Annotated in this window: 29 protein-coding genes; 20 read left to right on the top strand and 9 right to left on the bottom strand. The window is 69.1% G+C overall.

The features are described 5' to 3' along the window. The first annotated feature begins 169 nt into the window (after window positions 1-169). From ACWGDB_RS02570 to ACWGDB_RS02580, 3 genes are all read left to right on the top strand, one after another. Window positions 170-1,135 carry a YihY/virulence factor BrkB family protein gene (locus tag ACWGDB_RS02570; RefSeq protein WP_453820700.1) on the top strand — a complete coding sequence of 322 codons (966 nt, stop codon included), beginning with the start codon at window positions 170-172 and terminating at the stop codon, window positions 1,133-1,135. A gap of 190 nt (window positions 1,136-1,325) precedes the next feature. Next, a complete protein-coding gene (locus tag ACWGDB_RS02575; RefSeq protein WP_453820701.1) occupies window positions 1,326-1,571 on the top strand; it encodes a DUF5133 domain-containing protein in 246 nt (81 codons plus the stop codon). Window positions 1,572-1,655: 84 nt separating this feature from the next. Then, entirely contained in the window at window positions 1,656-1,817 is a 162-nt protein-coding gene (locus ACWGDB_RS02580) for a hypothetical protein (RefSeq protein ID WP_453820702.1), read from the top strand. Between the two features lie 595 nt (window positions 1,818-2,412). Here the strand turns inward: ACWGDB_RS02580 and ACWGDB_RS02585 are convergent. After that, on the bottom strand, window positions 2,413-2,745 hold the full coding sequence (locus ACWGDB_RS02585) for a hypothetical protein (protein ID WP_453820703.1): 333 nt from the start codon (window positions 2,743-2,745) through the stop codon (window positions 2,413-2,415). 397 nt (window positions 2,746-3,142) lie between these two features. Then, the gene (locus tag ACWGDB_RS02590; RefSeq protein ID WP_453820704.1) at window positions 3,143-3,883 is read right to left on the bottom strand and encodes a serine hydrolase; all 741 of its coding nucleotides are present in this window, start codon (window positions 3,881-3,883) and stop codon (window positions 3,143-3,145) included. Window positions 3,884-4,441: 558 nt separating this feature from the next. Between ACWGDB_RS02590 and ACWGDB_RS02595 the strand changes: the two genes are divergently transcribed. Both ACWGDB_RS02595 and ACWGDB_RS02600 read left to right on the top strand, forming a co-directional pair. Continuing rightward, window positions 4,442-5,644, top strand: a complete 1,203-nt coding sequence (locus tag ACWGDB_RS02595) for a cytochrome P450 (protein ID WP_453820705.1) — start codon at window positions 4,442-4,444, stop codon at window positions 5,642-5,644. Further along, window positions 5,641-5,862 carry a ferredoxin gene (locus ACWGDB_RS02600; protein ID WP_383627774.1) on the top strand — a complete coding sequence of 74 codons (222 nt, stop codon included), beginning with the start codon at window positions 5,641-5,643 and terminating at the stop codon, window positions 5,860-5,862. The genes ACWGDB_RS02595 and ACWGDB_RS02600 overlap by 4 nt, the downstream gene beginning before the upstream one ends. A 217-nt stretch (window positions 5,863-6,079) precedes the next feature. On the opposite strand, the gene ACWGDB_RS02605 is transcribed toward ACWGDB_RS02600, so the two are convergent. Both ACWGDB_RS02605 and ACWGDB_RS02610 read right to left on the bottom strand, forming a co-directional pair. After that, window positions 6,080-7,327: an FAD-dependent monooxygenase gene (locus ACWGDB_RS02605; protein WP_453820706.1), complete on the bottom strand. Its 1,248-nt coding sequence runs from the start codon at window positions 7,325-7,327 to the stop codon at window positions 6,080-6,082. Further along, entirely contained in the window at window positions 7,324-8,730 is a 1,407-nt protein-coding gene (locus ACWGDB_RS02610) for an MFS transporter (RefSeq protein ID WP_453820707.1), read from the bottom strand. The genes ACWGDB_RS02605 and ACWGDB_RS02610 overlap by 4 nt, the downstream gene beginning before the upstream one ends. Window positions 8,731-8,924: 194 nt before the next feature. Between ACWGDB_RS02610 and ACWGDB_RS02615 the strand changes: the two genes are divergently transcribed. Further along, complete coding sequence (locus ACWGDB_RS02615) at window positions 8,925-9,557, top strand: TetR/AcrR family transcriptional regulator (RefSeq protein WP_453820708.1); 633 nt, start codon at window positions 8,925-8,927, stop codon at window positions 9,555-9,557. A 19-nt stretch (window positions 9,558-9,576) separates the two neighbouring features. Here the strand turns inward: ACWGDB_RS02615 and ACWGDB_RS02620 are convergent, their stop codons facing one another. Next, window positions 9,577-10,068, bottom strand: coding sequence for a flavin reductase family protein (locus tag ACWGDB_RS02620; RefSeq protein WP_453820709.1), 492 nt, complete (start codon window positions 10,066-10,068; stop codon window positions 9,577-9,579). A gap of 188 nt (window positions 10,069-10,256) precedes the next feature. Between ACWGDB_RS02620 and ACWGDB_RS02625 the strand changes: the two genes are divergently transcribed. From ACWGDB_RS02625 to ACWGDB_RS02635, 3 genes are all read left to right on the top strand, one after another. Continuing rightward, the gene (locus ACWGDB_RS02625) at window positions 10,257-10,715 is read left to right on the top strand and encodes an SRPBCC family protein (RefSeq protein WP_453820710.1); all 459 of its coding nucleotides are present in this window, start codon (window positions 10,257-10,259) and stop codon (window positions 10,713-10,715) included. Window positions 10,716-10,784: 69 nt separating this feature from the next. After that, window positions 10,785-11,051, top strand: a complete 267-nt coding sequence (locus ACWGDB_RS02630; RefSeq protein WP_453820711.1) for a tyrosine-protein phosphatase — start codon at window positions 10,785-10,787, stop codon at window positions 11,049-11,051. Window positions 11,052-11,178: 127 nt separating this feature from the next. Then, the gene (locus ACWGDB_RS02635; RefSeq protein WP_453820712.1) at window positions 11,179-11,787 is read left to right on the top strand and encodes a transcriptional regulator; all 609 of its coding nucleotides are present in this window, start codon (window positions 11,179-11,181) and stop codon (window positions 11,785-11,787) included. Between the two features lie 22 nt (window positions 11,788-11,809). On the opposite strand, the gene ACWGDB_RS02640 is transcribed toward ACWGDB_RS02635, so the two are convergent. After that, the gene (locus tag ACWGDB_RS02640) at window positions 11,810-12,559 is read right to left on the bottom strand and encodes a TioE family transcriptional regulator (RefSeq protein WP_453820713.1); all 750 of its coding nucleotides are present in this window, start codon (window positions 12,557-12,559) and stop codon (window positions 11,810-11,812) included. Between the two features lie 58 nt (window positions 12,560-12,617). Here ACWGDB_RS02640 and ACWGDB_RS02645 point away from each other — a divergent pair, with 58 nt between their 5' ends. Then, window positions 12,618-13,829, top strand: coding sequence for an erythromycin esterase family protein (locus ACWGDB_RS02645; RefSeq protein WP_453820714.1), 1,212 nt, complete (start codon window positions 12,618-12,620; stop codon window positions 13,827-13,829). A 2-nt stretch (window positions 13,830-13,831) separates the two neighbouring features. Here the strand turns inward: ACWGDB_RS02645 and ACWGDB_RS02650 are convergent, their stop codons facing one another. Then, window positions 13,832-14,791, bottom strand: coding sequence for an SDR family oxidoreductase (locus ACWGDB_RS02650; protein WP_453820715.1), 960 nt, complete (start codon window positions 14,789-14,791; stop codon window positions 13,832-13,834). Window positions 14,792-15,419: 628 nt separating this feature from the next. On the opposite strand from ACWGDB_RS02650, the gene ACWGDB_RS02655 reads away from it, so the two are divergent. Both ACWGDB_RS02655 and ACWGDB_RS02660 read left to right on the top strand, forming a co-directional pair. Beyond that, window positions 15,420-15,821, top strand: coding sequence for a hypothetical protein (locus tag ACWGDB_RS02655; RefSeq protein ID WP_453820716.1), 402 nt, complete (start codon window positions 15,420-15,422; stop codon window positions 15,819-15,821). A 75-nt stretch (window positions 15,822-15,896) separates the two neighbouring features. Beyond that, a complete protein-coding gene (locus ACWGDB_RS02660) occupies window positions 15,897-16,667 on the top strand; it encodes a hypothetical protein (protein WP_453820717.1) in 771 nt (256 codons plus the stop codon). A 70-nt stretch (window positions 16,668-16,737) separates the two neighbouring features. On the opposite strand, the gene ACWGDB_RS02665 is transcribed toward ACWGDB_RS02660, so the two are convergent. Further along, on the bottom strand, window positions 16,738-17,559 hold the full coding sequence (locus ACWGDB_RS02665) for an SCO6745 family protein (RefSeq protein WP_453820718.1): 822 nt from the start codon (window positions 17,557-17,559) through the stop codon (window positions 16,738-16,740). 45 nt (window positions 17,560-17,604) lie between these two features. Further along, window positions 17,605-18,444 (bottom strand): alpha/beta fold hydrolase, encoded by an 840-nt coding sequence (locus ACWGDB_RS02670; RefSeq protein WP_453820719.1) that lies wholly within the window; start codon window positions 18,442-18,444, stop codon window positions 17,605-17,607. 227 nt (window positions 18,445-18,671) lie between these two features. Here ACWGDB_RS02670 and ACWGDB_RS02675 point away from each other — a divergent pair, with 227 nt between their 5' ends. The 8 genes from ACWGDB_RS02675 to ACWGDB_RS02710 all read left to right on the top strand — a co-directional run bounded on the left by ACWGDB_RS02675 (window position 18,672) and on the right by ACWGDB_RS02710 (window position 26,659). Then, the gene (locus ACWGDB_RS02675) at window positions 18,672-19,871 is read left to right on the top strand and encodes an acetyl-CoA C-acyltransferase (RefSeq protein ID WP_453820720.1); all 1,200 of its coding nucleotides are present in this window, start codon (window positions 18,672-18,674) and stop codon (window positions 19,869-19,871) included. A 10-nt stretch (window positions 19,872-19,881) separates the two neighbouring features. Further along, complete coding sequence (locus ACWGDB_RS02680) at window positions 19,882-20,511, top strand: HAD family hydrolase (protein ID WP_453820721.1); 630 nt, start codon at window positions 19,882-19,884, stop codon at window positions 20,509-20,511. Between the two features lie 22 nt (window positions 20,512-20,533). Then, complete coding sequence (locus ACWGDB_RS02685) at window positions 20,534-22,057, top strand: class I adenylate-forming enzyme family protein (protein ID WP_453820722.1); 1,524 nt, start codon at window positions 20,534-20,536, stop codon at window positions 22,055-22,057. A gap of 56 nt (window positions 22,058-22,113) precedes the next feature. Beyond that, window positions 22,114-22,806 (top strand): TetR/AcrR family transcriptional regulator, encoded by a 693-nt coding sequence (locus tag ACWGDB_RS02690; RefSeq protein WP_427845679.1) that lies wholly within the window; start codon window positions 22,114-22,116, stop codon window positions 22,804-22,806. Between the two features lie 225 nt (window positions 22,807-23,031). Next, on the top strand, window positions 23,032-23,850 hold the full coding sequence (locus tag ACWGDB_RS02695; protein ID WP_453820723.1) for an SDR family oxidoreductase: 819 nt from the start codon (window positions 23,032-23,034) through the stop codon (window positions 23,848-23,850). Further along, the gene (locus ACWGDB_RS02700; RefSeq protein ID WP_453820724.1) at window positions 23,847-24,659 is read left to right on the top strand and encodes an enoyl-CoA hydratase-related protein; all 813 of its coding nucleotides are present in this window, start codon (window positions 23,847-23,849) and stop codon (window positions 24,657-24,659) included. Before ACWGDB_RS02695 ends, ACWGDB_RS02700 begins: the two co-directional genes overlap by 4 nt. Continuing rightward, the gene (locus ACWGDB_RS02705; protein WP_451173990.1) at window positions 24,646-25,875 is read left to right on the top strand and encodes an acyl-CoA dehydrogenase family protein; all 1,230 of its coding nucleotides are present in this window, start codon (window positions 24,646-24,648) and stop codon (window positions 25,873-25,875) included. The genes ACWGDB_RS02700 and ACWGDB_RS02705 overlap by 14 nt, the downstream gene beginning before the upstream one ends. 1 nt (window position 25,876) lies before the next feature. Then, window positions 25,877-26,659, top strand: a complete 783-nt coding sequence (locus tag ACWGDB_RS02710; RefSeq protein WP_453820725.1) for an SDR family oxidoreductase — start codon at window positions 25,877-25,879, stop codon at window positions 26,657-26,659. The last annotated feature ends 50 nt before the right edge of the window (window positions 26,660-26,709 follow it).

Raw genomic sequence — 26,709 nt, forward strand, 5'->3', positions numbered from 1 at the left:
ATCCGGTCGGTATGGCCCGTGAGCGTACGGTGCCGATGCGCGCGAGGCAAGGGATGCCGGGCTCGAGACGTGGACCCGGCTTCAGGGCAAGCCCGAAATCCGAGGTCGGACGAACGGGTTCGGTGGGCATTCGGTCAGGGAGCAGTCGTACGACAGGAGGGGCGAGGCCATGGGTACCGCCGTCCACGTGCCGCAGACCCGGGACATGATCGGGGAGGAGCTCTCCGGAGACGAGGCGTTCGCCGCTCTGCGCCACTACGGGGGGCTGCGGCTGCTGACCGACTCCTTCGCACGGTTCCGGTACGCGGACGGGTTCACCAACTCCCGGGCGCTGGCCTTCCAGGTGGTGCTCGGGCTGGTTCCGTGCACCGTGGCGCTGGTCGGCCTGGCGACATCGGTGCACACTGAGGGCGTGGGCCGGGTCGTCGAGCTCACGCTCGGCCGGATTGTGCCGGGCGCGAGCGCGGAGATCGTCGAGGATGCCTTCGACGGGACGCGGCGCACCGCGCACGGCGATGTCTGGAGCACACTCGCCCTGTGGCTCGGTCTGGGCTTCGCCCTGCTGAACCTCGCCTCCGCCATGGGCCAGATCGAGCGCGGCGCCAACCGTATCTACGGCATTGAGCGTGACCGTCCCTTCCCGCGCAAATACGCGCGGGCGACAATTCTCGCGGTCGCGGCCGGTCTGCCCCTGGTACTGGGGTTCGTGGTGCTCGTCGCAGGCGAGGCCGTGGGCGACGCGGTGGCGGACACCGCCGGCTGGGCGGACAGCGTGCCGCAGTGGTGGAGTGTGCTCGACATCCCGCTGGGGCTCGCGCTGGCCTGGGTGGCCTCCGCCGTGATCTTCCGCTGGTCGCCGCGGCGCGTCCAGCCCGGCTACACGTGGCTGGCCTTCGGCTCGGCCGTGCACCTGTTGCTGTGGGTGTCGGCCACCTGGCTGCTCGCGCTGTACGTCAAGGAGAGCGGCGCCTTCGGTGCCCTGTACGGCCCTCTCACCGCCTTCATCGCCCTGCTGCTGTGGGCCAACCTCACCGCCGTCGCGCTCTTCCTCGGCATCGCGTTCGCCGCCCAGCTGGAAGCCGCTCGCGCCGGCATCGCATCACCGGTCGGGCCGGACCCCGGACCGGGCAGGTGAGGCCGGCCGGGCAGTCGTTCCCCCGAGCGGGGGATCCAGGCGGTCTATAGGCATAGACCTTTCCAGGCGGGGCACTTGGAGTTCTGCTCGCGCTGCTCTGTGTCGATCACGGGCGTGAGCCATGGATGCAGCCTGTGCCTCGCGGCGGCGTCGGCCGCCGAGCGAGCTGTGCTTTGAGAGAGGAATCGCCATGCTCCTTCCGGCTGAGAAGGAACTGCGTGCCGCGCTGGCCCGGTTCGCCGAGGCGCGCATCGCCCACGACGTGCTCCCCACCGGTCGCACCAGCCGCGCTCTCGAAGACGCCACGTACACGCTCTGCGTGATCACCGACGCGCGCACCGCCGCCGACGCCCTGTTCGCAGCGGATGCACTGCTGCAGAGGTACTGCGCCGACCGTGAGGGCCCCACGCGAGAGGACAAGACGCTGGCCGCGTAGGAGGCCGAACCCGCGTGACGGGCGGCGGCTCCGCGGCACGGCATGTGAAGTGACGAGTCCGCCCTCTCCGACGCGGAGACCAACGTGATCATTGACGTGGCGCAGGGGGAGGGCTGGGACTCCGCCTCCCGTACGGTCCTCGGCCCCGTCAGCCGGAGGCTCGCCGCGAGCCGGGACGCCACGGGCGGGCAGTACGCCGGCTGGTACTGCGCGAGTGCGGGCGCCCGCAGCCGATCGCCGTGCTGAACATCGCATGGGCGCACGACCATGCCGGCGTGTGGGTGTACGACGAGCAGAGCCGCCGCTTCATGAGTTCGACCTGCGCCGCCTGGAACCCGGCCGGTTCTTCTGCCGCCACATCGCACAGTGGCGCTACGCCACCGAGACGATGAAGGAGCTCGCGGACGACGTGGGGCGCGTTCTCAGCGACCTCCACCCGGACGGCACGGGCGGGAAGTTCTCCCAACCCAAAGGCGCCCTGGGCAGCTCGCTGCACACCCTGGCCGATGTTCCGGACGAGGAGCGCCGGGTGACGCCCTCGGCCTTCGGTGACTGGGCGTGGGCGACGGCCCTGGTGACCGGCGGCCTCGCCGAAGAGGTCGACCTGCGGGACGCACTGGAGGAACTCCTCAGCGAGACGGGACGGCGCAGGTCCGGGAGGAGGACGGCCGAGCCACCGCTGCACATGAAGGATTTCCTCGGAGCGCGCATCATCGTCTCCGAAGAACCCACAACTGCTTGGGAGTTGGCGCTGCGGCCCGGAGAAACGTGCGGACGCTGTTCGGCGAGCGCGACGGCAGGCGGATCAGGGTCGGGGGCCCCGGCCGTTCAACGAGCAGTCCTACCGGGCAGGGGCTCTGTCCGTGAGGTCGTATCCACCCTTGATCACCTTGGAGTCGGCGGCCGGCGCCATGCATTTGCTCAGCAGAGGCGCGCCGTCCGCAGTGCCTCCGGAGAGCCCGATGCGGCTGGGACCGCTGCCCGAGCCGTCTCCCACGTAGAAGCTGATCCCCATGCGGACATGGCGTTTCAGATAGTCGTCCCAGGCACCGACGTTGCCCCCGGTGCGCACGATGCGTCCGGTCGCCGTGGCGGTGGGGCCGCCACTGGTCAGGCAGTCGACCTCGAAGTCACCCCAATTGACCTTCGCGGGCTCGCCGTTGGCGGCAGGCATCCGGTGGTAGATGCGAAAGCTGCCCCATGCTTTGTCGGGCTTGGTCCAGCCGACGCCCTTGAAGATGGCGTGGGCGTCGACGGTGACCTGGATGTCGTGACCGGCATCGGGGTACGGCGCGGCCGGGCGACTTGAATCGGGACATCACGGAACTCCATTCGGGGTCGTGGGACGCAGCGCCGGAGCGAGTGAACGACCCTTGCTCCGCCACGACCGACCCTCCTCAACATCCGTCCTGCACACGTCAGTCACCGGTCGCGACGTCTTCCGCCGTGTGGATGAGCTCGCCGGTGCAGCGATACCTCTTACGACGTAGGCGGCGATACGAGCGGAGCGCGGCGCTGAACCCCGGGCGATTGCGGGCTGCCGTGAGCGCGAGCGGGACAACCGAGGACCCTCACTCCGGCCAAGGCCGTGCGTGTGTGCTGGCCGCGCCGATCGCCGCTCTCGCCGCTCGTTCGACGAGTGAGATCCCGCTCTCCATCGTCGGATTGCCGTCGCTGAGGACCGAGACGAGATACCGGTGACCGTGGACCCTGACCTGGCCGACACTGTTGATGACCCACAGGCCGGTCGTGTTGCGCTGCAGCCAGCCGTTCTTGAGGGCCCATCGGGAGCCGGGGGAGCGGGCGGCGGACACGCCCCAGTCCTGGTCGTCCGTGATGCCGCCCATCAGGTTCCCGATGGCGGCGCGGGACGACCGGGTCAGACCTCTGGGAGCGGGCGGCGCCGACAGGCCCTCGGCGAAGACCGCCCGCAACAGCTTGACCTGGTCCGTTGCGGTGGTCCGGGTGAGACCCCAGCTGCCGGGGCCGGCCTGTGTCGAGGAGAGCCCCAGCCGCTCGTTCGCCGCAGCGAGTCCTTCGGCCTTGCCGATCGACCGCCAGAGGGCGTCAGCCGCTGCGTTGTCGCTCGTCCGGATCATCTCCTCGGCGTACATGCGCTCCGGGTACGTCAGCTCGCGGCCCTCGTCCTGTGCCTGGAGCAGCAGCGTCGCGAGGATGTTCACCTTGCTGATGCTCGCCGTGACGAAGGTCGTGTCCTCGCCGGACGAGGTGATCCGCTGGTTGGCGCTGTCCAGGTCGAGCACCGCCACCGCCAACCGCGTGTCGCCGTCCGGCAGGACCGGCCGGAGCACTCGCGCGAGAGTGGCACGCAGGTTCTCTCGCGGCGGCGCCGCGCGTCCGGGGGCGGGTGCGCCCGCCCGCACGGAGGGCGTTTGCGCCTCGTGCGCGTGAGGCGTGCCAGGGGCGGAGCAGGCCGCGAGCGACACCGCGACTGCGGTGGCGGCGCAGGCGGCGCAGACCCTCAGGGTGTGCGAGAGGAGGTGGTGAGTTGGGTGCATCCGGTTGGGCTGTCCGTCGTGCATGGCAGGGCAGGCCTCGGTGTTCCTGTTGGGCGGCGGAGAACAATCAGAAAATATGACAAATCGGATGCGATGGTGATGATTGGCGTCGGGGTCGGCGCGTCGTGTCGCTCGTCGGTCGCCGGCGGGTCCCGCGTCGGGTCGCGCGCGTCGGCCATTGCCTTCGGCTTCATTCATTGCAACGAGCCGTTGCGTTTGTCGGCAGAGTCATTGCTTCAATTTGGCGTCGCTCACCTGGTATTACGCACTCAAGCAGATTGACGCGATTGTGAATGCAACGTAGCTTTCGAGCAACGTAAAACACGTCGTATCGCGAGATGAGGAATGACGATGAGCGAGTCCCTCCACACCGTCACGACGCTGCCGACGGCTCGTCAGTCGGGCTGTCCCTTCGATCCGCCGGCAGAGTTGCTCGATGCCCGTCGGCACGGGCCCATCAGCCGCTTCACCCACGAAGGCGGAAAACCCGGCTGGCTGATCACCGGATACGACCTGGTCAGGTCGGTCCTGGCCGACCCGCGGTTCAGCTCGCGCAAGGAGCTCCTGAACGTGGGCGACTTCGAGGTTCCTCCGGCACCGCCCGGCGAGTTCCTCCTCATGGACGAGCCGCAGCACGGGCGCTACCGCAAGCCACTGGTGGGAAAGTTCACCGTGCGGCGGATGCGACTTCTCACCGAGCGCATCGAGCAGATCACCGCCGACCGCCTGGATGCCATGGAGAAGGCCGGGCCGCCGACCGACCTGGTGAGCGCGTTCGCCAAGCCCATCCCGACCATCGTCATCTGCGAGCTGCTGGGCGTGCCGTACCAGGACCGGGGCTCGTTCCAGGAGCAGATCGACACGTTCATGGGAGGCGAGACGAGCGACGAGGAACTGATTGCGGCCTACACCGCAACGCAGGAGTACCTCGCCCAACTGGTGGCCGCCAAGCGCGCGAACCCCACCGACGACGTCCTCAGCGAACTCACCGACAGCGATCTCACCGACGAGGAGTTGAAGGGGATCAGCCTGATCCTGCTGGCCGCCGGATTCGACACCACCGCGAACATGCTGTCCCTCGGCACCTTCGCGCTCCTTCAGAACCCGGCACAACTGGCCGCGCTGCGCGCCGACCCCGCGCTCACCGACCGGGCCGTGGAGGAACTGCTGCGGTACCTGAGCGTCGCCAAGACGTTCATGAGGACGGCCCTCGAGGACGTCGAAGTGGGCGGCCGAACCATCAAGGCCGGCACCACCGTCGTCCTGTCCTACAACACCGCCAACCGCGACCCCGAACGCTTCGCCGACCCCCACGCGCTCGACCTCCAACGGCCGGACACGGCCGGGCACCTGGCCTTCAGCCACGGCATCCATCAGTGCCTGGGCCAGCAACTGGCCCGCGTCGAGATGCGGGTCGCCTTCCGCGCGCTGATCGACCGATTCCCCACGCTGCGTCTGGCCGTACCGGCTGAAGAGGTCGGCCTGCGCCCGGAGACCGCCGACATCTACGGAGTGAAGAGCCTCCCCGTCACGTGGGACAAGGCGGAGTCATGAAAACGACGCACCTGCACGTCGACCGCGAGCGCTGCATCGGCGCCGGGATGTGCGCCCTGACCGCCCCCGAGGTCTTCGACCAGGATCCCGACGACGGCCGCGTGCTCCTGCTGCACACCGAGCCACCCACCGCCCATCGCGCGGCAGCACAGATGGCCGCCGGAGTGTGCCCTTCCGGGGCGATCACCCTCCGCGAGCCGGAATCCGGCAGTCCCTGACACGTGCCGACCGCGCCGAGAACGGATCGCTGCGGACGCATGGGTTCCGTTGCTCCTGTGAGTGTCGAGCGGTGGGTGTGGGGACGGGCGGATGCCCGTCGTGGCGACCGACGGCCGACGGGAGCGCGTGCGGAGCCGCTGCGAACGCTGCCGGGGGAGTCTCCGCCGGCCTCCAGGCCCACCGCCGACGACGCCCGATCGGCCCGCATACCAGTGCTCACCTCACGGGCGTGAAGTCCGGCAGGGTGAGGGCCGAATGGGCCGGTCGTCCCTCCGCGGGGGGCATCGCGCTGAGGTTGCGCAGCATGTCGTTGCGCCGCTCCAAAGCCCGAGCCGTGGTCGGGAAGAGTGCTGCGTTCCCGTCGCTGACCAAATCCTGGTTCGCGGTCACGAAGTCACGGGTGTTGTGCTCGTAGGCGGCGAAGCCCGCGGCGTGGTCCCGGGCGGCCAAGGACCCGGCGAGCATGTACGCGCCGACGAGCGCGAGACTGGACCCCTGTCCCGTGAGGAACGAGGGCGCGTACGCGGCGTCACCCACCAGCGCGACCCTGCCGCTGGACCAGCGGGGCAGGCGGATCTGGCTGACCCCGTCGAAGAACAGGTCATCCGCATCGCGCATGGCGGCAAGCATGCCCGGTACCTCCCATCCGGCGTCGGCGAAGACCGAGGCCACCAGGTCCCGTTGGGCTTCCGGATTCCGGAATGCGTCGAACGGCGGCTCCGGCTGGGAGAAGTTCAGGAAGCCGTGCACTTCGTCGTTGCCCCCCACGGCGTAAAGCACCGCTGCCCTGCCCGGGGTGTTCCACAGCACGGCCTCGTGGGAGAGCCCGAAGGTGTTGCGCATGGTGAACCCGGCGAAGCAGTAGCCGAGGTATCGGTGGAACTGCTCTTCGGGGCCGAACAGGAACTCGCGGGTACGTGAGTGCAGACCGTCCGCACCGAAGACCATGTCGAACGTACGCCTGCTGCCCCCGCGGAAGGTGACGTCGACCCCGTGGCCGGACTGTTCGAGGGTGTCGATGGAGTCGTTGAACAAGAACTCCACGTCGTCACGGACCGCCGCATGGAGAGCGTCGGTCAGATCCCCGCGCCGCACCTCCAGGTCCCGTCCCACGACACCGCCGGTGACGGCGTGCGGGCTGACCGAGGCCACCTCGCTGCCGTCCCTGTCGAGGAAGGTCAGCCGGCGCAGGTCGATGTGCGCGTCCCGCAGTCGGGGCAGGATTCCCATCCTCCGGACGACTTCAAGTGCGGTGCCGCGTACGTCGATGGGGTACCCACCGCCACGAAGTGCGCCTGCCTTCTCGACCACCGTCACGGCGAATCCGTAGCGGTTGAGCCAGAACGCGAGGGCGGGCCCCGCGATGCTGGCCCCGGATATCAGGACCTTGCGCCTCGGCGTCGTACGGACATCCCTCGACTCCCGCGACCCCGTCGACTCCCTCGGCAGGTCCGTGCGCCTCATTCCTTGACTCCTTTGCTCATGGTCCGGACGACAAGCAGGCACAGCACCGTGACGGCGCCGGCTAGGACGAAGCCGGTGACGAAGGCCGATTCGGCCGGGACATCCGACCCGGAGGGGGTCCCGGCGGTGAGGATGGCGCCACTGACCTGCACACCCACGGCGTAGCCGAGCACGCGAGTCACCAGAACCAGGCTGGTGGCGATGCCGGTGTCGCTCTGCTCGACGGTTGTGGCGGTGCTGGTCACGAGCGCTGTGACGCACAGGCCGTTGGCAAGCGCGATCATCATCTTGCCGATGACGAGATGCCAGACCTCGGTGTGCACGGCTGCCAGGGCGGTGAGCCCGGCGGCCATGATGACGATCCCGGCGGTGACCACGGCACGCGAGCCGAAACGCCGCGCCCCGATCCCGCCCAGCGGCCCGGCCAGCGACGCGGCCACGGCGCCGGGCAGCAGATAGAAGCCGATCTCGGTGGCGCCTGCCCCGAAGCCGTACTCGTCGGAGGACACCGCGAACAGCTGCGGGACAAGGTAGACCGGCACGGCGGTGCCGACGCAGATCACGAACGTCAGCACGCATGACCTCCACACCGCGGGCCGCGCCAGCATGCGCAGATCGACCATCGGCTCGGCCGCACGACGCTCAACGGCGATCCATCCGGTCACGAACGCGGCCAGAACCACGATGAGGGCGCCGAGCACGAGTGGCTGCGAGGCGATGTCGGGTGCCAGTGCGAGCACGAGCATGAGTGTGACCAGCGTCCCGCTCAGCAGAACCAGGCCGGGCCAGTCGACCCCGGCGCCGCCCGACCGGCCGGACCGGCCCGGCAGATCATGCGGCATCAGCCTGTTCACCAGCAGGGTGGCCCCGATGACCGCGATCGTCGGCAGCGCGAACATCCAGTGCCGGGAGAGCCCTTCCGCCACGGGCCCGGCCGACAGCGTTCCCGCCATCCCGCCGCCCACGAACAACCCGCTGACCACCCCGATGGCCACCTTCGACTCGCCCGCGGGGAGGTGTTCGCGCACCAGGATGAACGACAGAGGCAGCGCGCCCACCATCGCACCCTGCAGTACCTGGCCGAGCAGCAGCACGGGCAAGTTCGGTGCCAGGGCGGACACCAGGCCACCGGCCGAGACCACCGCCATCAGCCGTATCAGGACCCGTTTTCCGCCATAGCGGTCGCCTAACTTGCCTGCGACCGGTGTGATGAGCGCGCCGGTGATGAGGAGCACGATGCTGAGTAACGCCCCCTCGGCGGGACTCATGTCCAGCTCCCGTTGCAGAAGCGGGAGCGTCGGCGTCACCACCGACTCCAAGGCACCGGTGGCGACTGCCAGCATGCCGAGGGCCCCGACAGCGGCCCTCCCGATGCGGACCGGGGGAGCGAGCGTTGCGGTCATGGACGTCCTTTCCGTCATTGCCGGGCGAGTGAGGGGTCGGCCGCACGCGTTGTGCTGCCGGTGCAACCCGGGGCAGTGGCAGCCGAGTTGGCGCATGAACGGCTCGCCGGGCGGAGCGGATGTACGAGTGCGGCCCGTGCCACGAGCTCGAGATTACACTACACCGTGCAGTGTAGGACGGTTACGATGTACCCATGCCGACCACGAAGACACTGCGCGAGGGGTCCACGCCGAAGCGGGCCGCCATCCTCTCGGCGGCCCAGGAACTGTTCCTCGCCGACGGCTTCGACCGGTCCAGCGTCGACGCGGTCGCCGCCCGGGCCGAGGTGTCCAAGCGGACGGTCTACGACTACTTCGGCGACAAGCAGACGCTGCTGAAAGCGGTCGTCGACGCCGTCGGCCAGTCACTGGTCGCCACGATCCGGCGCACTCTCGACGACACCCTCACCGGTCTCACCGAGGACGCCGAACTCGAGGACGCCCTAGTCACGTTCTCGATGCGCATCGCGACCGACATGCTCGGCTCGGCGGAGTACGCAACCCTGCAACGTCTGGTCCGGGCGGAATCCGCTCACCTGCCGCACCGGGGGTACAACTCCATGGCCGACACCCCCGACGAGGCGATTGCCGAGCGATTCGCCGCCCTCGCCGCGGCCGGGCTGCTCGAGGTCCCCGACCCTCGCCTCGCGGCCGACCAGTTCATCGCGCTGACGTTCGGTGTCGCGCTGGACAGGCTCGGTTCGGCGAACGCCACGGAGGATGCCCGTGTCCGGCCGCTCGTCGTCGAGGGAGTGCGGACGTTTCTCCGGGCGTACCGAACCAGGTAGGGCTGGGGGCGTGGACCCTTCAGTCCACCGGATGCCCGGGCTCAATGGAAAGGGCATCGGAGAGCCGCAGTAGCGCCGGGCCGTCGGCCTTCCCGCCCTCGCTGCCCTGCACGGGATCCAGGACGAAGCCGACGTGGTCGCCGGCGTCGATTCTCTGCTCGACGCTGCCGACGAACCACGCGCACGCGTCCTGCAGCACGGCGGCCCCACTGTGCCCCCGGGCCCAAGCCGCACGCGCGAACTTGTCCACCTGGTGACCGGTCTCGCCACCGAACAAGGCGGCGAGTTCCTGCTGCTCCCGGGTCAGCAGATGTACGGCGAGGAAGTCGGCCGCACAGGCCACCTCATATGTGCGGTTCACCTTCGACAGCCACACCACGAACCGCACCGGCCGGATGGAGCACTGCGAGGCGAACCCCACGAGACAGCCCGCCCGCTCGTCCCCGGCCGTGGCCGTGACGACGTACATGTCGGGGTCGAGCCTGCCGGTGAACGCGTCCATGCCCACCATGTTCGCCTATCCGCCCGCTCCCGCCGGCGCATGAACCGGCACGGTCGGGACCCGTCGCGGCCCGACCCGTTCGGCCTGGTGGCGCACGCTGCCGTGCTGCCCAGTTGGCCGCCCTCGTTGCTGCGCTCCTCGCCTCGCGAGATGCTCGGTGGTCCCATAGGGTCACGGTGCCGATACGAGGAGCGCTGATGTCAGGACAGTTTGAAGCGACGGTCGAGGTCGATCGACCCGTCGAGGCGGTGTTCGAGTACCTCGCCGACGGACGCAACGATCCGCAGTTCAGCCCCCGAGTGCTCGGGATCGAGCGGGTTCCGGACGCCCCGACCGCCGTCGGCACGGTCTTCCGCAGCACGGTCAAGGACGCCGGCATGAAGACCGCCAGGGAGTTCCGCGTCACCGACCTCCAAGCCCCGGTGCGAATCCGGTGGGCGGAGGTGTCGAAGAACATCGTCACGGCCCGCGAAGGCGGCTACGACCTGGAGTCACTGACCGGGGGCAGGACTCGGGTCCGCATTTACAACGTCCTGGAGGGCCACGGCGTCGGCAAGCTCCTGGTAGGCCTTGCGCTCACCGCCGCCCGCAAGGATGCCGACGCCTTCGGTGCCCGGATCAAGGCAGCGGCTGAAGCGGCGATCGCGCAGCTCTGACGTCTTTCAGGCGGACGCCAGCGGCACAGGCTGCCGTCACGGCGGAATCTGCCGGCCATCCATAGGGTCGTGCACGGGGTGATGTCATGGTGCGGGGTCCGGCTGCCGCCGACCGGCCGTGGTTCGACCTCGTTGCCGAGCGCGGCGGCGGCTCAGCGCGTCCTCCGCGCCGAACAGGCCAAGATCTACAAGCCCCTCCTCGACGTCCGCCCCGAGTACCTCAACTCCGGGTTGCAGGAGGTGCGCAACGAGTTCGGCTCCTTCAACACCTCCCTCCGCGAGGGCCTCGGCATGGACGGTCGCGCATTGCGTGCCCGCAATCCCCGGGCCACTTGAAAGTGTTCGGCAGATAGTGAATTCGGAAGGGAAGCCCTAGCGGAATTGCTTCAGAATTCGCTGAGCTTGATGCCGGAACTCGTAACGCAGGAACGGGAATTGCGGTATTATGGCGGAAGTGAAGTAGGTGAGCTTACGTCAGGTGCGGGAGGCAGGGCCGGATGCCGGAGAGAACATCGAATTCGGGAAGTACGGGGCTCGCGGCATCAAAGGCCACGAGGCAGTCGCCCGCCAACTCGATTCACTCACCGGTTTCATCACCACCCCCGTGACCGCCCGCCGGGGCCTGCTCGCCCGCCTGCACTACCTCACCCGCACCGACCACGCCCGAACCGCAGCCCGTGAGGCCGGCCTCACGGTCACCGACCGCACCCTCAAGGCCTGGCTGGACGGCAGACGAAGCCCATCGAGGGCAAACCTGGCGCGCATCGAGACCGCCTACCGCGTGGTGCGCCGCCACAATGTCTCCCGCTACCTGCTGGCCCGCCTCAACCGCGAAGGCCGCGGTACCCGGGTCGAGTTCCACCCGCTCAACCAGTCCCAGGTCGACCGCCCCCGCCAGCGCGTCGTACAGTTCCGAACCCTCAACGTCCGCCACTGGGACCGCGTCATCGAGGCCTGGACCCGCGATGACGAGCAGGCCCTGGACGATGCATGGACCAGCGACGCGGTGGTCGACCTCGGCTCCGAATGGGGCCAGTACGAATACGTCACCACCATCGGCTTCGCCGCCTGATCCCGCATGGGCGACCGAACTCTCATCCGCGCTGACGGAGGTACGCCTCCAGCTCCGCGGCCCCGGTCAGCATCGCCCGCCCGCGGGCGGACAGTCGGCCGCGCCAGTCACACAGCGCGGCCTCCAGGGGTTCCGGACCGCCGGCCGTCCGCACCTGGCGGATCAGCGGGGCGATCTGCTCCAGCAGGTAGCCGCCCCGCCTGAGTTGATGGGCCAGCCGGGCGTCCCGCACGTCGGTCTCGTCGTAGCGGCGGTACCCGGTCCGCGGGTCACGGCGAGGCGTCACCAGCCCGACGCGCTCCCACTTGCGCAGCGTCGCGGGCCGGATTCCCAGTTCCTCCGCCAGCGGCCCGATGAACGTGCCGCCGGGCCCGGACACCGCGACCGGCCCGGACTCCCTACCGGGCTCGGCCGCTGTAGTGGGCGCCAGGTCGTGCAGGGCGCGTTCCACTGCCTGGACGGTCCGCCGGTCGTCGAGGAGCTGGGCGTGGCTCTCGTCGATGAGACGGAACGCCTCGTCGTCCGCGCCCCGATTCACGGCCCGCATGATCGACGTCGCCGTCCGGTGGCCGTGCCCGGACACCAGCGCGAGAAAGGCGCGCAGGGCCCCCGCGTGCAGCGTGGTGTAGGTGCGGTGGCCGTGGGGTGTGCGGCCGGCGGCCGGAAGGATGCCGGCCTCCTCGTAGTTCCTGACCGCCTGCGTGGACAGACCGTGCCCGCGCGCCAGATCAACCGGCCTGAGCCGTTCCCCGGTTTGAAGGTTTTGCCCCATGCTCCTGCCGATATCGCGTGAAACTTTCAACCGAAGGTTCAACGATACCGTTGAAGGCATGCCCACTCACATCAAGGATGCCGTCCAACCCTTCCAGGCTGCGGCACTCATGAGGCTGCTGCCCGCCCGGCCCCGGCTGCTCGCCCTGGGCGAGCCCACCCACGGGGAGGACACGCTGCTCGCACTGCGCAACGAGTTGTTCCGGCAACTCGTCGAGCAGGAGGGCTACCGGACGATCGCGATCGAGAGCGACTGCATGATGGGCCTGGTCGTGGACGACTACGTCACCTCCGGCAGGGGGTCTGTCGATGAGGTCATGGAGCACGGGTTCAGCCACGGCTGGGGCGCCCACACGGGCAACCGCGAGCTCGTGCGCTGGATGCGCGCCCACAACGACGGCCGGCCCGCGTCCGAGCAACTCCGCTTCGCGGGTTTCGACGGCCCGCTGGAGATCACCGGCGCCGCGAGCCCCCGACAGGCCCTCAGCGCACTCCACGGCTACCTCGCGGCCCGAGTGGACGTGGATCTGCTCCCCTGCACCGCGGAGACACTGGACCGCCTGCTCGGTGCCGACGATCGGTGGACCGAGCCCGCCGCGATGATGGACCCGGCCCAGTCCGTGGGCCGGTCCGCCGACGCCGGTCAACTGCGGCTGCTCGCCGACGATCTGGTCGCGCTACTCGACGCCCAGACCCCTCACCTGCTCACGGCGACCTCGCGGGACGACTGGGACCGGGCACGCCTGTACGGGCGTACCGCGACCGGCCTGCTGCGCTACCACCACTGGATGGCCGACACCTCACCGGCGCGCATGACCCGGCTGTGCGCACAGCGGGATCTGATGATGTCCCACAACCTCCTCGCCGTTGCCACTCGCGGCCCGGCATTCATCCACGCCCACAACTCCCATCTCCAGCGGGAGAAGAGCACGATGCAGATGTGGGAGGGGCCGGTGCAATGGTGGAGTGCCGGTGCACTGGTGAGCGCCCAACTCGGTGCCGAATACGCCTTCGTGGCCACGACCCTCGGCACGATCCGACACCGAGGAGTGGACACCCCGCCCCCCGACACCTTCGAAGGGCTCCTGTACGCGCTCCCGGACGACCGCTACGTCATCGACGCCCCGCGCCTGGCCATCGCCCTCGGCGACACGCCGCCCGCGCTCCGCGAATCCTCCTGGTTCGGCTACGCCCCGTTCGACCCGGCCCACTTGGCGGACACCGACGGCATCGTGTTCGTGAAGGACGTCCCGGACGTCCCGCACGGCTGAGGTCAGCGCAATGAGTCGATGTTCTCGCTCACCCAGTCGTCGTAAGTCCGCATCGGGCGGCCGATGATGTCCTGCACGGACGGCCGCTGGTCGACCGTCCACTGAACGAGTTCGTCGAAGCGGGCGCCGTACTCTTCAAGTGCGTACAAGGTCACGTCGATCGCACCGTCCGGCCAGCCACGGCGTCGCCAGATCTCCCGACTCTCGTCCGCCGTCAGATCGACCGTGCCGATGTCGCGGCCGAGAGCGGTCGCGATGCTCCGTATCCGTGAACGTGTGCTCAACGGTGGGCCCACAGCCTCGACCACATTCCCGGTGTAGTCGTTGCTGATCAGGGCTGCGGCCGCGACGGCGGCGAGGTCCTCCTCGTGGATGAAGGGGTAGTGGCCCTGATCGAGGAAAGCCTCCCGGATCACCCCGTCGGCGCGGACGGTGTCGGACCAGTCCGACCCTGTTGCCGGGTAGGTGCCTTCAAGCACGGCGCCCATCACAGCCGACGGCCGGATGTGCGTCCAGGCGATGCCCGAGCGCTCCACCGCCTTCTCGATCGCCAGCCAGAACCAGGTCTGGGGCGGATTGGCCGCCTCGTACTCGGGTCCATGCGACGACAACACGACGACTTTGGCGGCGCGGGCGTTTCGCGCCAGGGCGAGGGCGTCCTGGACCGTCGTCGGCTGGGCACCGGCGAGGAACACCGCCTCGACACCGTCGAAGGCCCGGGCACACTCCAGCGGCCGGGTGATGGACCCTTCCACGACGTCGACGGTGTCGGGCCAGCCATCGCACTGGCCCGGCTCCGCGATCACCCGCACGTGCCGACCCACGGCAAGCAGTCGTCGGGCCAGGCACCGGCCGACGATCCCGGTCGGGCTGTTGCCTTCGTCCCTGCGCGGGCTGACGACGGTCAGCAGGCAGATGCCTTCGGTGACCGGCTTCTTCTCACTCTGCTCGAACCTGTCCACAGCAAGACCTTCCAACGCGTGAGCGGAGATCTTGCACCGGGACCGGCCCCGGCCACCGGACGGCCTCTGCCGCGTCCATGGCCGCAGGGCCTCACGGCTGCGGATCGAGGCCGGGAAGTCTACCAGGGCGTACTGCGACAACTCCGTTGACCGCAGGCCCAGTAGGGCCCGGGCGTGCACGAGCGGCCTTCAGGACGCGCTCCGTTGATGGTAGGCGTTGGGGACATCGGCGAGTGGCCGGGCGGATGACATGTGCGCTGACGAACGACGGAGGTGTGTGGCGGCGTGGACGCGGTGACATCGCTGTACGGCGATGAGGTGCTGCTGGAGCGGGACCGGGCCGGCGACCCCTGGGGGGAGTGGACGCGGCAGCACTCGCACAGGCCGTGCGGGCCCAGGCGGGGCGGGCGGTGGCGGGCAGGACCAGCCGTCGGAGGCGCCGACCGGCGTCATGACCCGCTCGCGCAGCCGGTCCGGCAGGGCACGGCCGAACAGGACCGTGAGCACCAGAGCCGTCAGGTTCACCCGCACGTCGTTGTAGGCCCAGCCCGCGCCGGGCGCACCGCCCGCCGATTCCGTGCCCTCGCGGGTGCTCTGCGCGCGCCAGGTGATCGCACGCCCGTGGGCCGTGCCGAACTCGGGTGCCCTGGACCTGGTCCGTATCGGCATGCTGTGTCTGCGCGGCGGGAGATGGGCGGAGCGTCAGGTCCTGTCGCGTCGCTGGATCGAGGAGCTGTGGACTCCCTGCCGGGTCAAGCCCGAGTACGGCCTGTCGTGGTGGCTCAACGACGAGGGCACGGTGTGGCCCGGGGCCCCGTGTACGGGCCGCTGCGCCCGCGGCAATGGCGGCAGCCACCTGCTGTGGGTGGACCGGGCGCGCGACCTGGTGATCGCCTCGTGCTGGGGCGCCGAGGTGGAACGCCTCCTGGCCGAGGTGTCATCGGCGGTGCCGCCCCGCGTGACGCGCAGGGGGCGTTTCCCGCTCGTCCTACGCCAGGTTCTCGACAATCACCCGCCTCGCTTGGCGTAAGGACCAGGCACTCCGGGTGCACTCCGGTGCGGGCTCCGGTCAACTGGTGACCGTCGCAGCGAAACGAGGAGCCACATGAGTGCCCTGCCTTTGAAGAACGGCTACACGACCATCGATCCGCGCCTTGACCGGGTCCCGCAGTTCGACGAGCGCAGCAGGGACTTCCCGATTCGGGCGCTGGTTGCCGAGCGTGCACCGTTGCGCTCGGCCGGATGGGCCTGTCCGAGCTGGCTCGATCAGGGCCGCGAGGGTGCCTGCGTCGGCTTCGCCTGGTCCCATGAGCTCATCGCCACCCCCGTGCAGGTACCCGGCGTGGACGACGGATTCGCGCGCAAGGTGTACCGGGAAGCACAGCGGCTCGATGAATGGCCCGGTGAGGACTACGAGGGTACTTCGGTGTTGGCGGGCGCCAAGGCGGTCGTTGCCCGTGGATACATGGAGGAGTACCGCTGGGCGTTCGGTGTCGACGACGTACTGCGCACGCTCGGCTACTTCGGCCCCGTCGTCATCGGTGTCAAGTGGTACGACTCGATGATGGAGCCGGCCCCGAACGGACTGCTCGAGGTGTCTGAGGGTGGCTCCGGTGGCCATGCGATCCTCGTCCGCGGTGTCTCGTTCAAGGCGCGTCTCAACGGACACAACGGCACGATGCCCGTTGTGCGGCTGCGCAACTCATGGGGGCGTGACTGGGGTGTCGACGGTGACTGCTATCTCCGCGTCGAGGACCTGGAGAAGCTGTTGGAGGATGCCGGAGAAGCGTGCGTCCCGGTCACGCGTACGACCGGCCCGCTGATGGCTCCGGAGGCGGACCTCGACATCCTGCGTGAGACCGGCGAGGTCGACTGAACGCCCCTTCGCCCTCTGAGAGTTCCTGACACAGGTGTCTTCACGTCCAGGCGAGTGGACGAAGATCCGGTCAGCCGAGACTGAGAAGGCCGGCTTCGACGACGGCGCGGCCGAAGGGGCCGGCGAGTTCGGCGAGACGTTCACAGTCGGCGTCCCCCAGGACGGCGTAGGCGGGGAGGGCCAGGCGGTCGGTGCGGTCCTCGATGTGGCGGCGCAGGTGCACGCCTTCCGGGCTGAGGGAGTCGCCGTCGAGGAGACCTCGCGTGCGTAGGCGCTCCTGGGTGTCGGCCCACTCCTCCTCGGGCCATGCACGGCTCGCCTTGAGGAAGTCGACGGGGACCTCACCGGTCGCGGCGTGCAGCACCAGGGCCTCCAATCCTCCGACGCCCTCGCTCAGCAGACACGCGACATGGCCGTCTCCACGGAACTCCCGGAGCAGTGTCTGTGCGTGCCACAGTTGCAGTACCGGTTCCTCCGGCCACGGCAGTGCGGCATGCGCGGCGAACAGCGGGCGGCCCTGGGCGTGTTCGCAGGCCGCCTCGGCGGCCCGGCGGGTCAGTGCCAGCACCTCGTCGAAGTCGGGCAACCCATGGATTCCCGCCCGTTTCAGGGCTTCCCCCGCTGCTGCGTACCGCGCGTCCAACACCTGCTGCGGTGTAGTTGCGTCCCAGGCTCCGTCCACCGCCTGCCGTACGACATCGGGGTTGAAGTTGTAGAAGGTCGAGATGACCAGTTCGGCGGATGAGCGGCCGAACGCGGCGCTCCTGGAGGTGAAGTACCCGGCGCGACGGCTCAGGCCCAGGTCCGCGTACCGTCGCCTTCCCTCGGGGACGAAGTAGATCATTGCGTGGACGGGCTCGAGGCGGCGCCAGGCCGCACGCGCAGTCTCCATGGGGTCACCTCTGCGGAGTCGACGAACGGGATATTCGCTGCGGGGTCAGTTCTCGCCGTGCGCGCGCAGGTGTTCCAGCAGCAGGCGGCTCAGTGTCTCGGGCGCCTCCTCGGGGATCCAGTGGCCGACGCCCTCGAGGGTCTCGAACCGGTACGGCCCGTTGACCCATCGCTCGGTCTCCTGCGCGGCTGCCGGGCCGAACGCGATGTCCTCCGTGCTCCAGACATACAGCGTGGGCACGTCGATGACGTCGATCGCGCCGTCGGGGCGGCCGGCCCGGTACCAGTTCAGTGCCGCGGTGAGGGCGCCCGGCTGGCACAGGTGGCGCACATAGGCGTCCGCACTGTCCTGCGGGACCCCTCCGTCGTAGAAGCCGCGAAGCTCCTGGGCATCGTGGGCGAGCATGCGCACCTCGGTCGCGGGTGTGTCGCGCCAGTCGAGCATGTACTGGGAGCGTTTGCGCTGATCCTGGTCGGTGCGCAGGGCGGTGGCCAGTGCGCCGGGGTGCGGGGTCGAGACAACCGTCAGGGTGCGTACGCGGCCGGGGTGGGTGTGCGCGGTCCACCAGGCCACCGCGCCTCCCCAGTCATGGCCGACCAGGTCGAAGGCAGGCCAGCCCAGTTCCTCACTGATCGCGATCACGTCATCGACGAGAAGGCCGATGCGATAGTCCTCGGGCCGCTGGGGGCGGGCACCGGGGGAGTACCCACGCTGGTCGGGTGCCACCACCCGGTAGCCGTGCGCGGCCAACGCCTCGATCTGCCGTCGCCACACCAGCCCCGTCTGCGGGAAGCCGTGCAGCAGCAGCACCGGGCGGCCTCCGGGCGGGCCCGCCACGATCGCGTCGAACGCGCCCGCACCCGTGGAGATGCTCAGCTGAGTCACGATCCACCTCATTGTACCGACTGGTCGGTACCCTCCCGGGAAGGAGGTGGACTGTCAAGACTCCAGGTTGATTGAATCTGACGTCGAATTCAACTATAACGAGTGGCCAGGCCGACTCCTGCCGCCCCTGCAGCCATGACATGCGCAATCGAGCCGGCTTGCGGCGTTCGGAGCTCCGGCCCCGACGGTCCCGGGCGAACCGGACCAACAGAAAACAGTGAGGCGACATGAGGGAAGCAGTCATCGTTTCGACGGCACGGACGCCGATCGGAAAGGCTTACCGAGGTGCGTTCAACGACACCCCGGCGCAGGAACTTGCCGCCCATGCCCTTTCGCACGCCGTGCAGCGCGCCGGGCTCGAGGGAGGTGAGGTCGAGGATGTGATCTTCGGCTGCGCTGTGCAGCAGGGGTCCTCGGGTTTCAATGTCGCGCGTCAGGCCGCTCTGCGCGCCGGGCTTCCGGACATCGTGTCGGGGATGACGATCGACCGGCAGTGCTCGTCGGGTCTGATGGCCATTGCGACTGCCGCCAAGCAGATAGTCGCGGACGGAATGCAGGTCGCTGTCGGCGGCGGCGTCGAGTCGATCTCCTTGGTCCAGAACGACCACATGAACACCCACCGCATGGCGGATCCCTGGCTCGTCGAGCACAAGCCGGACATCTATCTGCCGATGCTGCACACGGCGGAGATCGTCGCCGAGCGCTACGGCGTGAGCCGGGAACGGCAGGACGAGTTCGCGCTGGTGTCGCAGCAGCGCACCGCCGCCGCGCAGGACGCCGGCCGATTCGACCGTGAGATCGTCGCGCTCGACAGCGTCAAGAAGGTCCTCGACAAGCAGTCCGGGGAGGTGCGGGACGAGGCTGTGACCCTGACCCGGGACGAGGGCAACCGCGCGTCGACGACGCTCGAGGGCCTGGCCGGGCTGGCGCCGGTGCTGCCGGACGGTCAGGTGAGCGAGCATTCCGGCGTCACGGCGGGCAACTCCTCGCAGTTGTCGGACGGGGCCTCGGCGTCGGTGCTGATGGAGTCGAAGGAGGCCGAGCGCCGCGGACTGGAACCGCTGGGCGTCTACCGGGGTATGACCGTTGCCGGATGCGGGCCGGACGAGATGGGCATCGGGCCGGTGTTCGCCATTCCGAAGCTGCTGAAGCAGCACGACCTCACCATGGACGACATCGGCCTGTGGGAACTCAATGAGGCGTTCGCTTCCCAGGCGTTGTACTGCCGGGACGAACTGCACATCGACCCCGAGCGGTTCAACGTCAATGGCGGCGCCATCTCGGTCGGCCATCCGTACGGAATGACCGGTGCCCGACTCGTGGGGCATGCCCTCATCGAGGGCAAGCGCCGGGGCGTCCGGTACGTGGTGATCTCGATGTGCATCGGCGGCGGAATGGGCGCAGCCGGACTGTTCGAGGTTGCCTGAGGTGCCGACCGTGACGGAGAAGGCACGAACCGCGGTCCTCGCGGACTTCGGTGGGGTCATCACCTCCAGTGTGCTGCAGGCTTTCACCGACTTCGGCGCCTCGCTCGGCGGCGACCCACGCCTGCCGCTCGACCTCCTCCGCCGGGACGAGGCATCACGCACCCTCCTCGTCGACCACGAGTGCGGCCGTATCGACGCCGAGGCATTCGAGCGAGGATTCGCCGAACGGCTCCGTGCACACGGCGCCGACGTGGTGGCCGAGGGGCTCACCGCCCGCATGCAGGCGGCAATGTCGATCGACCAGGACATGCTCGCGCTGCTCGGTGATCTCCGGGCCGCCGGCCGTCCCGTTGCGCTCGTGTCGAATTCCTTCGGCACTGGAACCTATGACGGGGTCGAACTCGCCGCTGTCGCCGATGTGATCGTCATCTCCGCCGAGGTCGGGATCCGCAAACCCTCCCGGCGGATCTACGCGATCGCATGTGAACGCCTCGGCATCGACCCCGAGGAGGCGGTCATGATCGACGATCTGCAGCAGAACCTCGACGGAGCGGCGCGGATCGGAATCGAGGGCGTGCTGCACACCAGCGCCGCCGACACCCGTCGCCAACTCGCCGAACGCTTCGGGATCACCACCTGACGATCCATCGGAAGGCACGCTCATGACCAGCGTCTTCGATCCTGTGTGCCGCCACGCGGCCGCCACCCCCGACAACATCGCACTGCGCGGCGCCACGGATCAGTGGACCTACCTTCAGCTGCGTGACGCGAGTCTGCGGTACGCGGGTGCCCTGGTCGCCGCGGGACTTTCCCCGGGGGACCGGGTGCTGCTCGCGGCGCCGTCGGTGCCCGAGTTCGTGGTGGCCTACCTCGGGATTCAGGCCGCGGGCGGTGTCGTGGTGCCGGTCAACACGATGTCCACCCGGGCCGAGGTCGAGTACGTTCTCGCCGACGCCGGATGCTCAACGGCGATCGCATGGCACGCCCTCGGCCCCGCTGTCGCGGAGGCGGCCGCCGCGCTCTCGGTGCCCGCTTGGACGCTGTCCCCGGGCGCGTCGGTCGCCGCTGCGCCTGTCGGCGTCGTCGACCGGCATCGCGACGAGACCGCGGCCATTCTGTACACCTCGGGAACCACGGGCCGGCCGAAGGGGGCCCAACTCAGCGTCGGGAACCTGCTGTCCGCCGGGGAGATCGGCGCCGAGTGCAGCCGGGCATCGAGCGCCGACCGCACCGGCACCGGACTCCCGCTGTTCCATGTGTTCGGCCAGGCATCGGTCATGATGGCGACCCTGACCGTGGGCGGCTCGATGTCGTTGCTGGCCCGCTTCGACCCGGCGTCGATGCTGGACATGCTGCGCCGCGACCGCCTCACCATCATGGCCGGCGTGCCGACCATGTGGAACGCGCTGCTGCACGCGGCGGGTGACGCGAACCCGGCGGACTTCGCCGGGCTCCGTGTCGCCGTCTCCGGCGGGGCGTCGCTTCCCGGGGAGATCGCCCGGGCTTTCGAGGCCCGCTTCGGCTGCACGATCCTCGAAGGGTATGGGCTCACCGAGACCACTGCGTTCGGCACCTTCAACGACCTCGACCGCGGCGGCAAGACGGGGTACACCGGCAGGGCAGTGCCGCGGATGCAGGTCCAGGTGCGTGACGACGACGACAACGAGTGCCCGCCCGGCGACGTCGGCGAGGTGCACATCAAGGGGCCCACGGTGATGCGCGGCTACTGGAACCGCCCCGCGGACACCGCCGCGGCCCTCTCGTCCGACGGCTGGTTCCGGACGGGCGACCTCGGTGAAACCGACACGGACGGGGACCTGCGCATCGTCGACCGTCTCAAGGACCTGATCATCCGCGGTGGTTACAACGTCTACCCCGGTGAGGTCGAGGAAGTTCTCTACGAGCATCCGGACATCGTCGAGGCGGCCGTGATCGGCGTTCCCGACGAGCACTACGGCGAGGAGGTGGCCGCGCTCATCGCAGCCCGGCCCGGTTCCGAGCTCGGTGCCGCCGAGGTGTCGGGCTGGGCGAGGGAGAGGCTGTCCGCGTACAAGATCCCCCGCATCGTCCGGTTCGTCGACGCGCTGCCCAAGGGCCCGACCGGGAAGATCCACAAGCGGTCCATCGACCGTAGCGCTCTGGCCCGTGACACACCGAGCGTCGACGTTGCCGCCGACCGCCACTGAGTGTCCCCACCTTACGGATTGTGAGCATGGTGTCGGATTCAAGTACAGTTTCCGGGATGGACACCACCGCTCCCGAGGAGATCGACGGCGACGAGGCGCCCCCCATGGCGCCCCTCTCGCACCTTCGCGAGCCGCCTACGACGAAGCGCGGAGCTCGGACACGGGCCGCACTGGTGAAAGCCGCACGGAAGGTGTTCGAGCGGGACGGCTACCTCGACACCCGCCTGACCGACATCACCAAAGAAGCTCAGTGCGCGGCGGGATCCTTCTACACCTACTTCGCCAACAAGGAAGAGGTGCTCGCCGCCGTCCTCCTGGAGGCACAGGAGGACATGATGCACCCCGGCATGCGCCGGGTGCAGGACACCGACGATCCCTACGCGGTGCTCGAGGCGAGCAATCGCGCGTACCTCGAGGCATACAAACGGAACGCGAAGCTGATGGGCCTGCTCGAACAGGTCGCCCAAGTGGAGCCGGAGTTCCGTGAGTTCCGAAGCCGGCGGGGCGACGCGTTCATCCGGCGCAACGCTCGCGGCATCGCCGACCTGCAGGCACGCGGCGTGGCAGACCGTGAGGTCGATCCGATGATGGCTTCCCGTGCGCTGTCGGGCATGGTCAGCGTCATGGCCTACAACGCCTTCGTACTCGGCGGACGCCAAGAAGAAGGTACGCCGTCGGACTTCGAGGAGCTCGTGTCCACGGTCACCCGGCTCTGGGCGAACGCCCTCCGCTTCCCCGACCACCGCTGATCCGGCGGCTGGACCGCCTGCCTCAGAAGCACCCGGCACCGCCGGGTGCTTCTTCTTTTCCCGCCTCCTTGTGCAGGGGCCGGCCGGATGGTTCTTCCTCGCGTGGCACTCCGCATCCTGCTATTGAACTTGACGTCGGATTCAACTATACATTTCGGCAGAGCACGGCCCACGATCTCCGGGCCATGCCCGGCCTCGCCCGCCCAGCCACCGAGAGGGTTCGCTGTGAACGTTGCACAAAGAGTCGCCGTCGTCACCGGTGGTGGCGCAGGCATCGGCGGTGCGCTGGTCGCACGGCTCGCCCGCGCGGGCGCCCGGGTCGTCGTCGCGGACCTCGACGCGGACGGCGCGCGGGTGGTGTCGGAGCGGGTCAACGCCGACCATCCGGGAAGCACCGTCAGCGCCGGCGCGGACGTGTCGGACACCGAGCAGATCCAGCAGTTGGCCGACCTGGCGGAGAGCACCTTCGGTCCGGTCGACCTCTACTTCGCGAACGCGGGCATCGCCGGGGCGCCGGGCCTCGACGCGAGCGAGCACGACTGGGACCACTCGATCGACGTGAACCTGCGAGCCCACATCCGTGCGGCAAGGCTGCTGGTACCTCAGTGGCTCGAGCGCGGTGAGGGCTACTTCATCAGCACCGCCTCGGCGGCCGGATTGCTCACCCAGATCGGCTCCGCCACGTACGCCGTCACCAAGCACGCTGCCGTCGCCTTCGCCGAATGGCTGAGTGTCACCTACGGCGATCGCGGGGTCCGTGTCAGCTGCCTGTGCCCCATGGGGGTGAACACCAAGCTGCTGTCCTCCGGGGAGGACTCCGGGGACGCGCTGGGAAGAGCCGCGACGCGGGCCGTCACCTCCGCCGGTGACGTCCTGGAGCCGGCCGAAGTGGCCGACGCCGTCCTGGCCGCCATCGAGGACGAGCGCTTCCTGGTCCTGCCCCACGAAGAGGTACTCGAGATGTACCGGCACAAGGGCTCGGACTACGACCGGTGGCTGCGCGGCATGCGTCGGTACCAGAGCGCCCTGCTGGCGCAAGGATGACCGGCGCGCCGGGCGAGCTCGTCCTCGCCGAACACCGAGGGCCGGTGCTGGTGCTCACCTTCAACCGGCCCGCCAAGCTGAACGCCTGGACCGACGAACTCGAGGACCGCTATTTCGCCCTGCTCGACGCCGCCGAGGACGACCCGGACGTACGTGCCGTCGTGGTCACCGGCGCGGGACGCGGATTCTGCGCCGGAGCCGACCTGCACCTGCTGCAGGCGGTCGGCGAGGTCGCCGAGGCGGACAGGGCACGGCGCCGTCCGCGGGACATGCCACGGACCCTGCGCAAACCCCTGATCGGAGCGATCAACGGGGTGGCCGCCGGCCTGGGCATGGTGGAGGCGCTCTACTGCGACATCCGCTTCGGCTCGCCCTCGGCCCGGTTCACCACGGCGTTCGCGCAACGCGGGCTGATCGCCGAGTACGGGATCTCCTGGCTGTTGCCCCGGCTGGTGGGGCACAGCCGGGCAGCGGACCTGTTGCTGTCGAGCCGCATGGTGGATGCCGAGGAGGCATTCCGTGTCGGACTCCTCGACCACCTGGTCCCCACCGCCGACGTGGTGGATGCCGCTGTCGCGTACGCCGCCGATCTGGCGAGGCGCTGCTCCCCGGCATCCATGGCCGTCATCAAGAGCCAACTGAGCGACGACGCCGACGGTACCTACGCCGATTCGGTGAGCCGGGCGGAAGGCCTCATGCTCCGGGCCTTCCGCGGGTCCGACGTCGTCGAAGGCGTGGCCAGCCATCTGGACAAGCGCCCGCCCAACTTCCCCTCCCTACCCGTCAGGAGTTCGGATGTCCCTGTTTGAGATGTCGGACCGCGCCAAGAAGTACCGGGCGGATCTGCTCGCGTTCATGGATGCACGCGTCTACCCGGCCGAGGCGGTGTACCACGAGCAGATGCACGCGTCGGGTGACCCGCACTTCCACCCGCCGATCCTCGAGGAGCTCAAGGCCGAGGCGCGCAGGCGTGGACTGTGGAATCTGTTCCACCCGCACCCGGACTGGGGCCCGGGTCTGACCAACCTCGAGTACGCGCCGCTGGCGGAGATCATGGGCCGCAGCCACATCGCCTCCGAGGCGTGCAACTGCAACGCGCCCGACACCGGCAACATGGAGGTGCTCACGCTGTTCGGCAGCGACGAGCACAAGGAGAAGTACCTCAAGCCCCTGCTCGACGGAACGATGGCGTCGGCCTTTGCGATGACCGAGCCGCGTGTCGCCAGCTCCGACGCCACCAACATCGAGCTGCGGATGGAGCGCGACGGCGACGAGTACGTGCTCAACGGCCGCAAGTGGTTCGCCTCGAACGCGATGCACAAGAACTGCAAGGTGCTCATCGTGATGGGCAAGACCGACCCCACGGCGGCCCCACATCGCCAGCAGTCGATGATGGTCGTCCCGATCGACGCCCCCGGGGTCACCGTGGTCCGCAATCTGCCGGTGTTCGGGTACGCGGATCGCGAGGGCCACGCGGAGATCATCTTCGAGAATGTCCGGGTGCCGGCCAAGGACGTACTCAAGGGCGAGGGCGAGGGTTTCGCGATCAGCCAGGCCCGGCTCGGGCCCGGCCGCATACACCACTGCATGCGTGCCATCGGCGCGGCCGAGCGGGCGCTGGAACTCATGTGCCGGCGCGCACAGTCACGGGTGACCTTCGGCAGCCCAGTTGCCGAACGGTCCAACATCCAGGACTGGATCGCGGAAGCGCGTATCGACATCGAGATGATCCGGCTGCTCACGTTCAAGGCCGCGCATCTCATGGACACGGTCGGGAACAAGGAGGCGCGCACCGAGATCGCGGCCATCAAGGTGGCGGCCCCCAACATCGCGTTGAAGATCGTCGACCGCGCGATTCAGGTGCACGGGGGAGCGGGGGTGACCGACGACTTCCCCTTGGCGATGATGTACGCGAGTCTGCGGACGCTGCGGCTTGCGGACGGTCCCGACGAGGTGCACAAGCGGGCCATCGCCAAGCAGGAACTGCGGCAGTACCGCGACGCGGCGACGACGGCGGCGAACTGAGATGGCAGGACTCGACCTCACCGGTCGCACCGCCGTCGTCACCGGGGCTTCGCGCGGTATCGGGCTGGCGATCGCCCAGGCCATCGCCGAGGCCGGCGCGAACGTCGTCCTCACCTCCCGGTCCCAGGAGGCGGCGGACGCCGCCGCTGCCCAGGTCAAGGGCACGGCGGTCGGCGTAGGAGCGCATGCGGTCGACGAAGAGGCGGCCCAGCGCTGTGTGGATCTGACGCTCGAGCGCTTCGGCAGCCTGGACATCCTCGTCAACAACGCCGGAACCAACCCGGCCTTCGGACCGGTCATCGACCAGGACCACGGTCGGTTCGCGAAGACCTTCGACGTGAACCTGTGGGCGCCCGTTCTGTGGACGGGACTGGCCACGCGGGCCTGGATGGGCGAGCACGGCGGGGCGGTCGTCAACACCGCGTCGGTGGGCGGCATGGCCTCCGAGGCGAACATCGGGTTGTACAACGCGTCGAAGGCCGCACTGATCCATCTCACCGGGCAACTGGCCCTGGAGCTCTCGCCGAAGGTCCGCGTCAACGCGGTGGCACCGGGTGTGGTGCGCACGAAGCTGGCCGAGGCCCTGTGGAAGGAGCACGAGCAGGAGGTGTCCGCCTCGGTGGCGCTGGGCCGCATAGGGGAGCCTGCCGACATCGCCTCCGCGGTCGCCTTCCTCGTCTCGGACGCCGCGAGTTGGATCACCGGCGAGACCATGGTGATCGACGGGGGTCAACTGCTCGGTGACGCACGGCCGTTCAGACAAGGCGCCGGCATCGGTGTCTAGCGCGGACAGCGGCGGACTCGACGCCGGGGCGGTGAGCTGAGGCTCACCGC

The sequence above is a fragment of the Streptomyces sp. NPDC055013 genome (genome assembly GCF_053608645.1).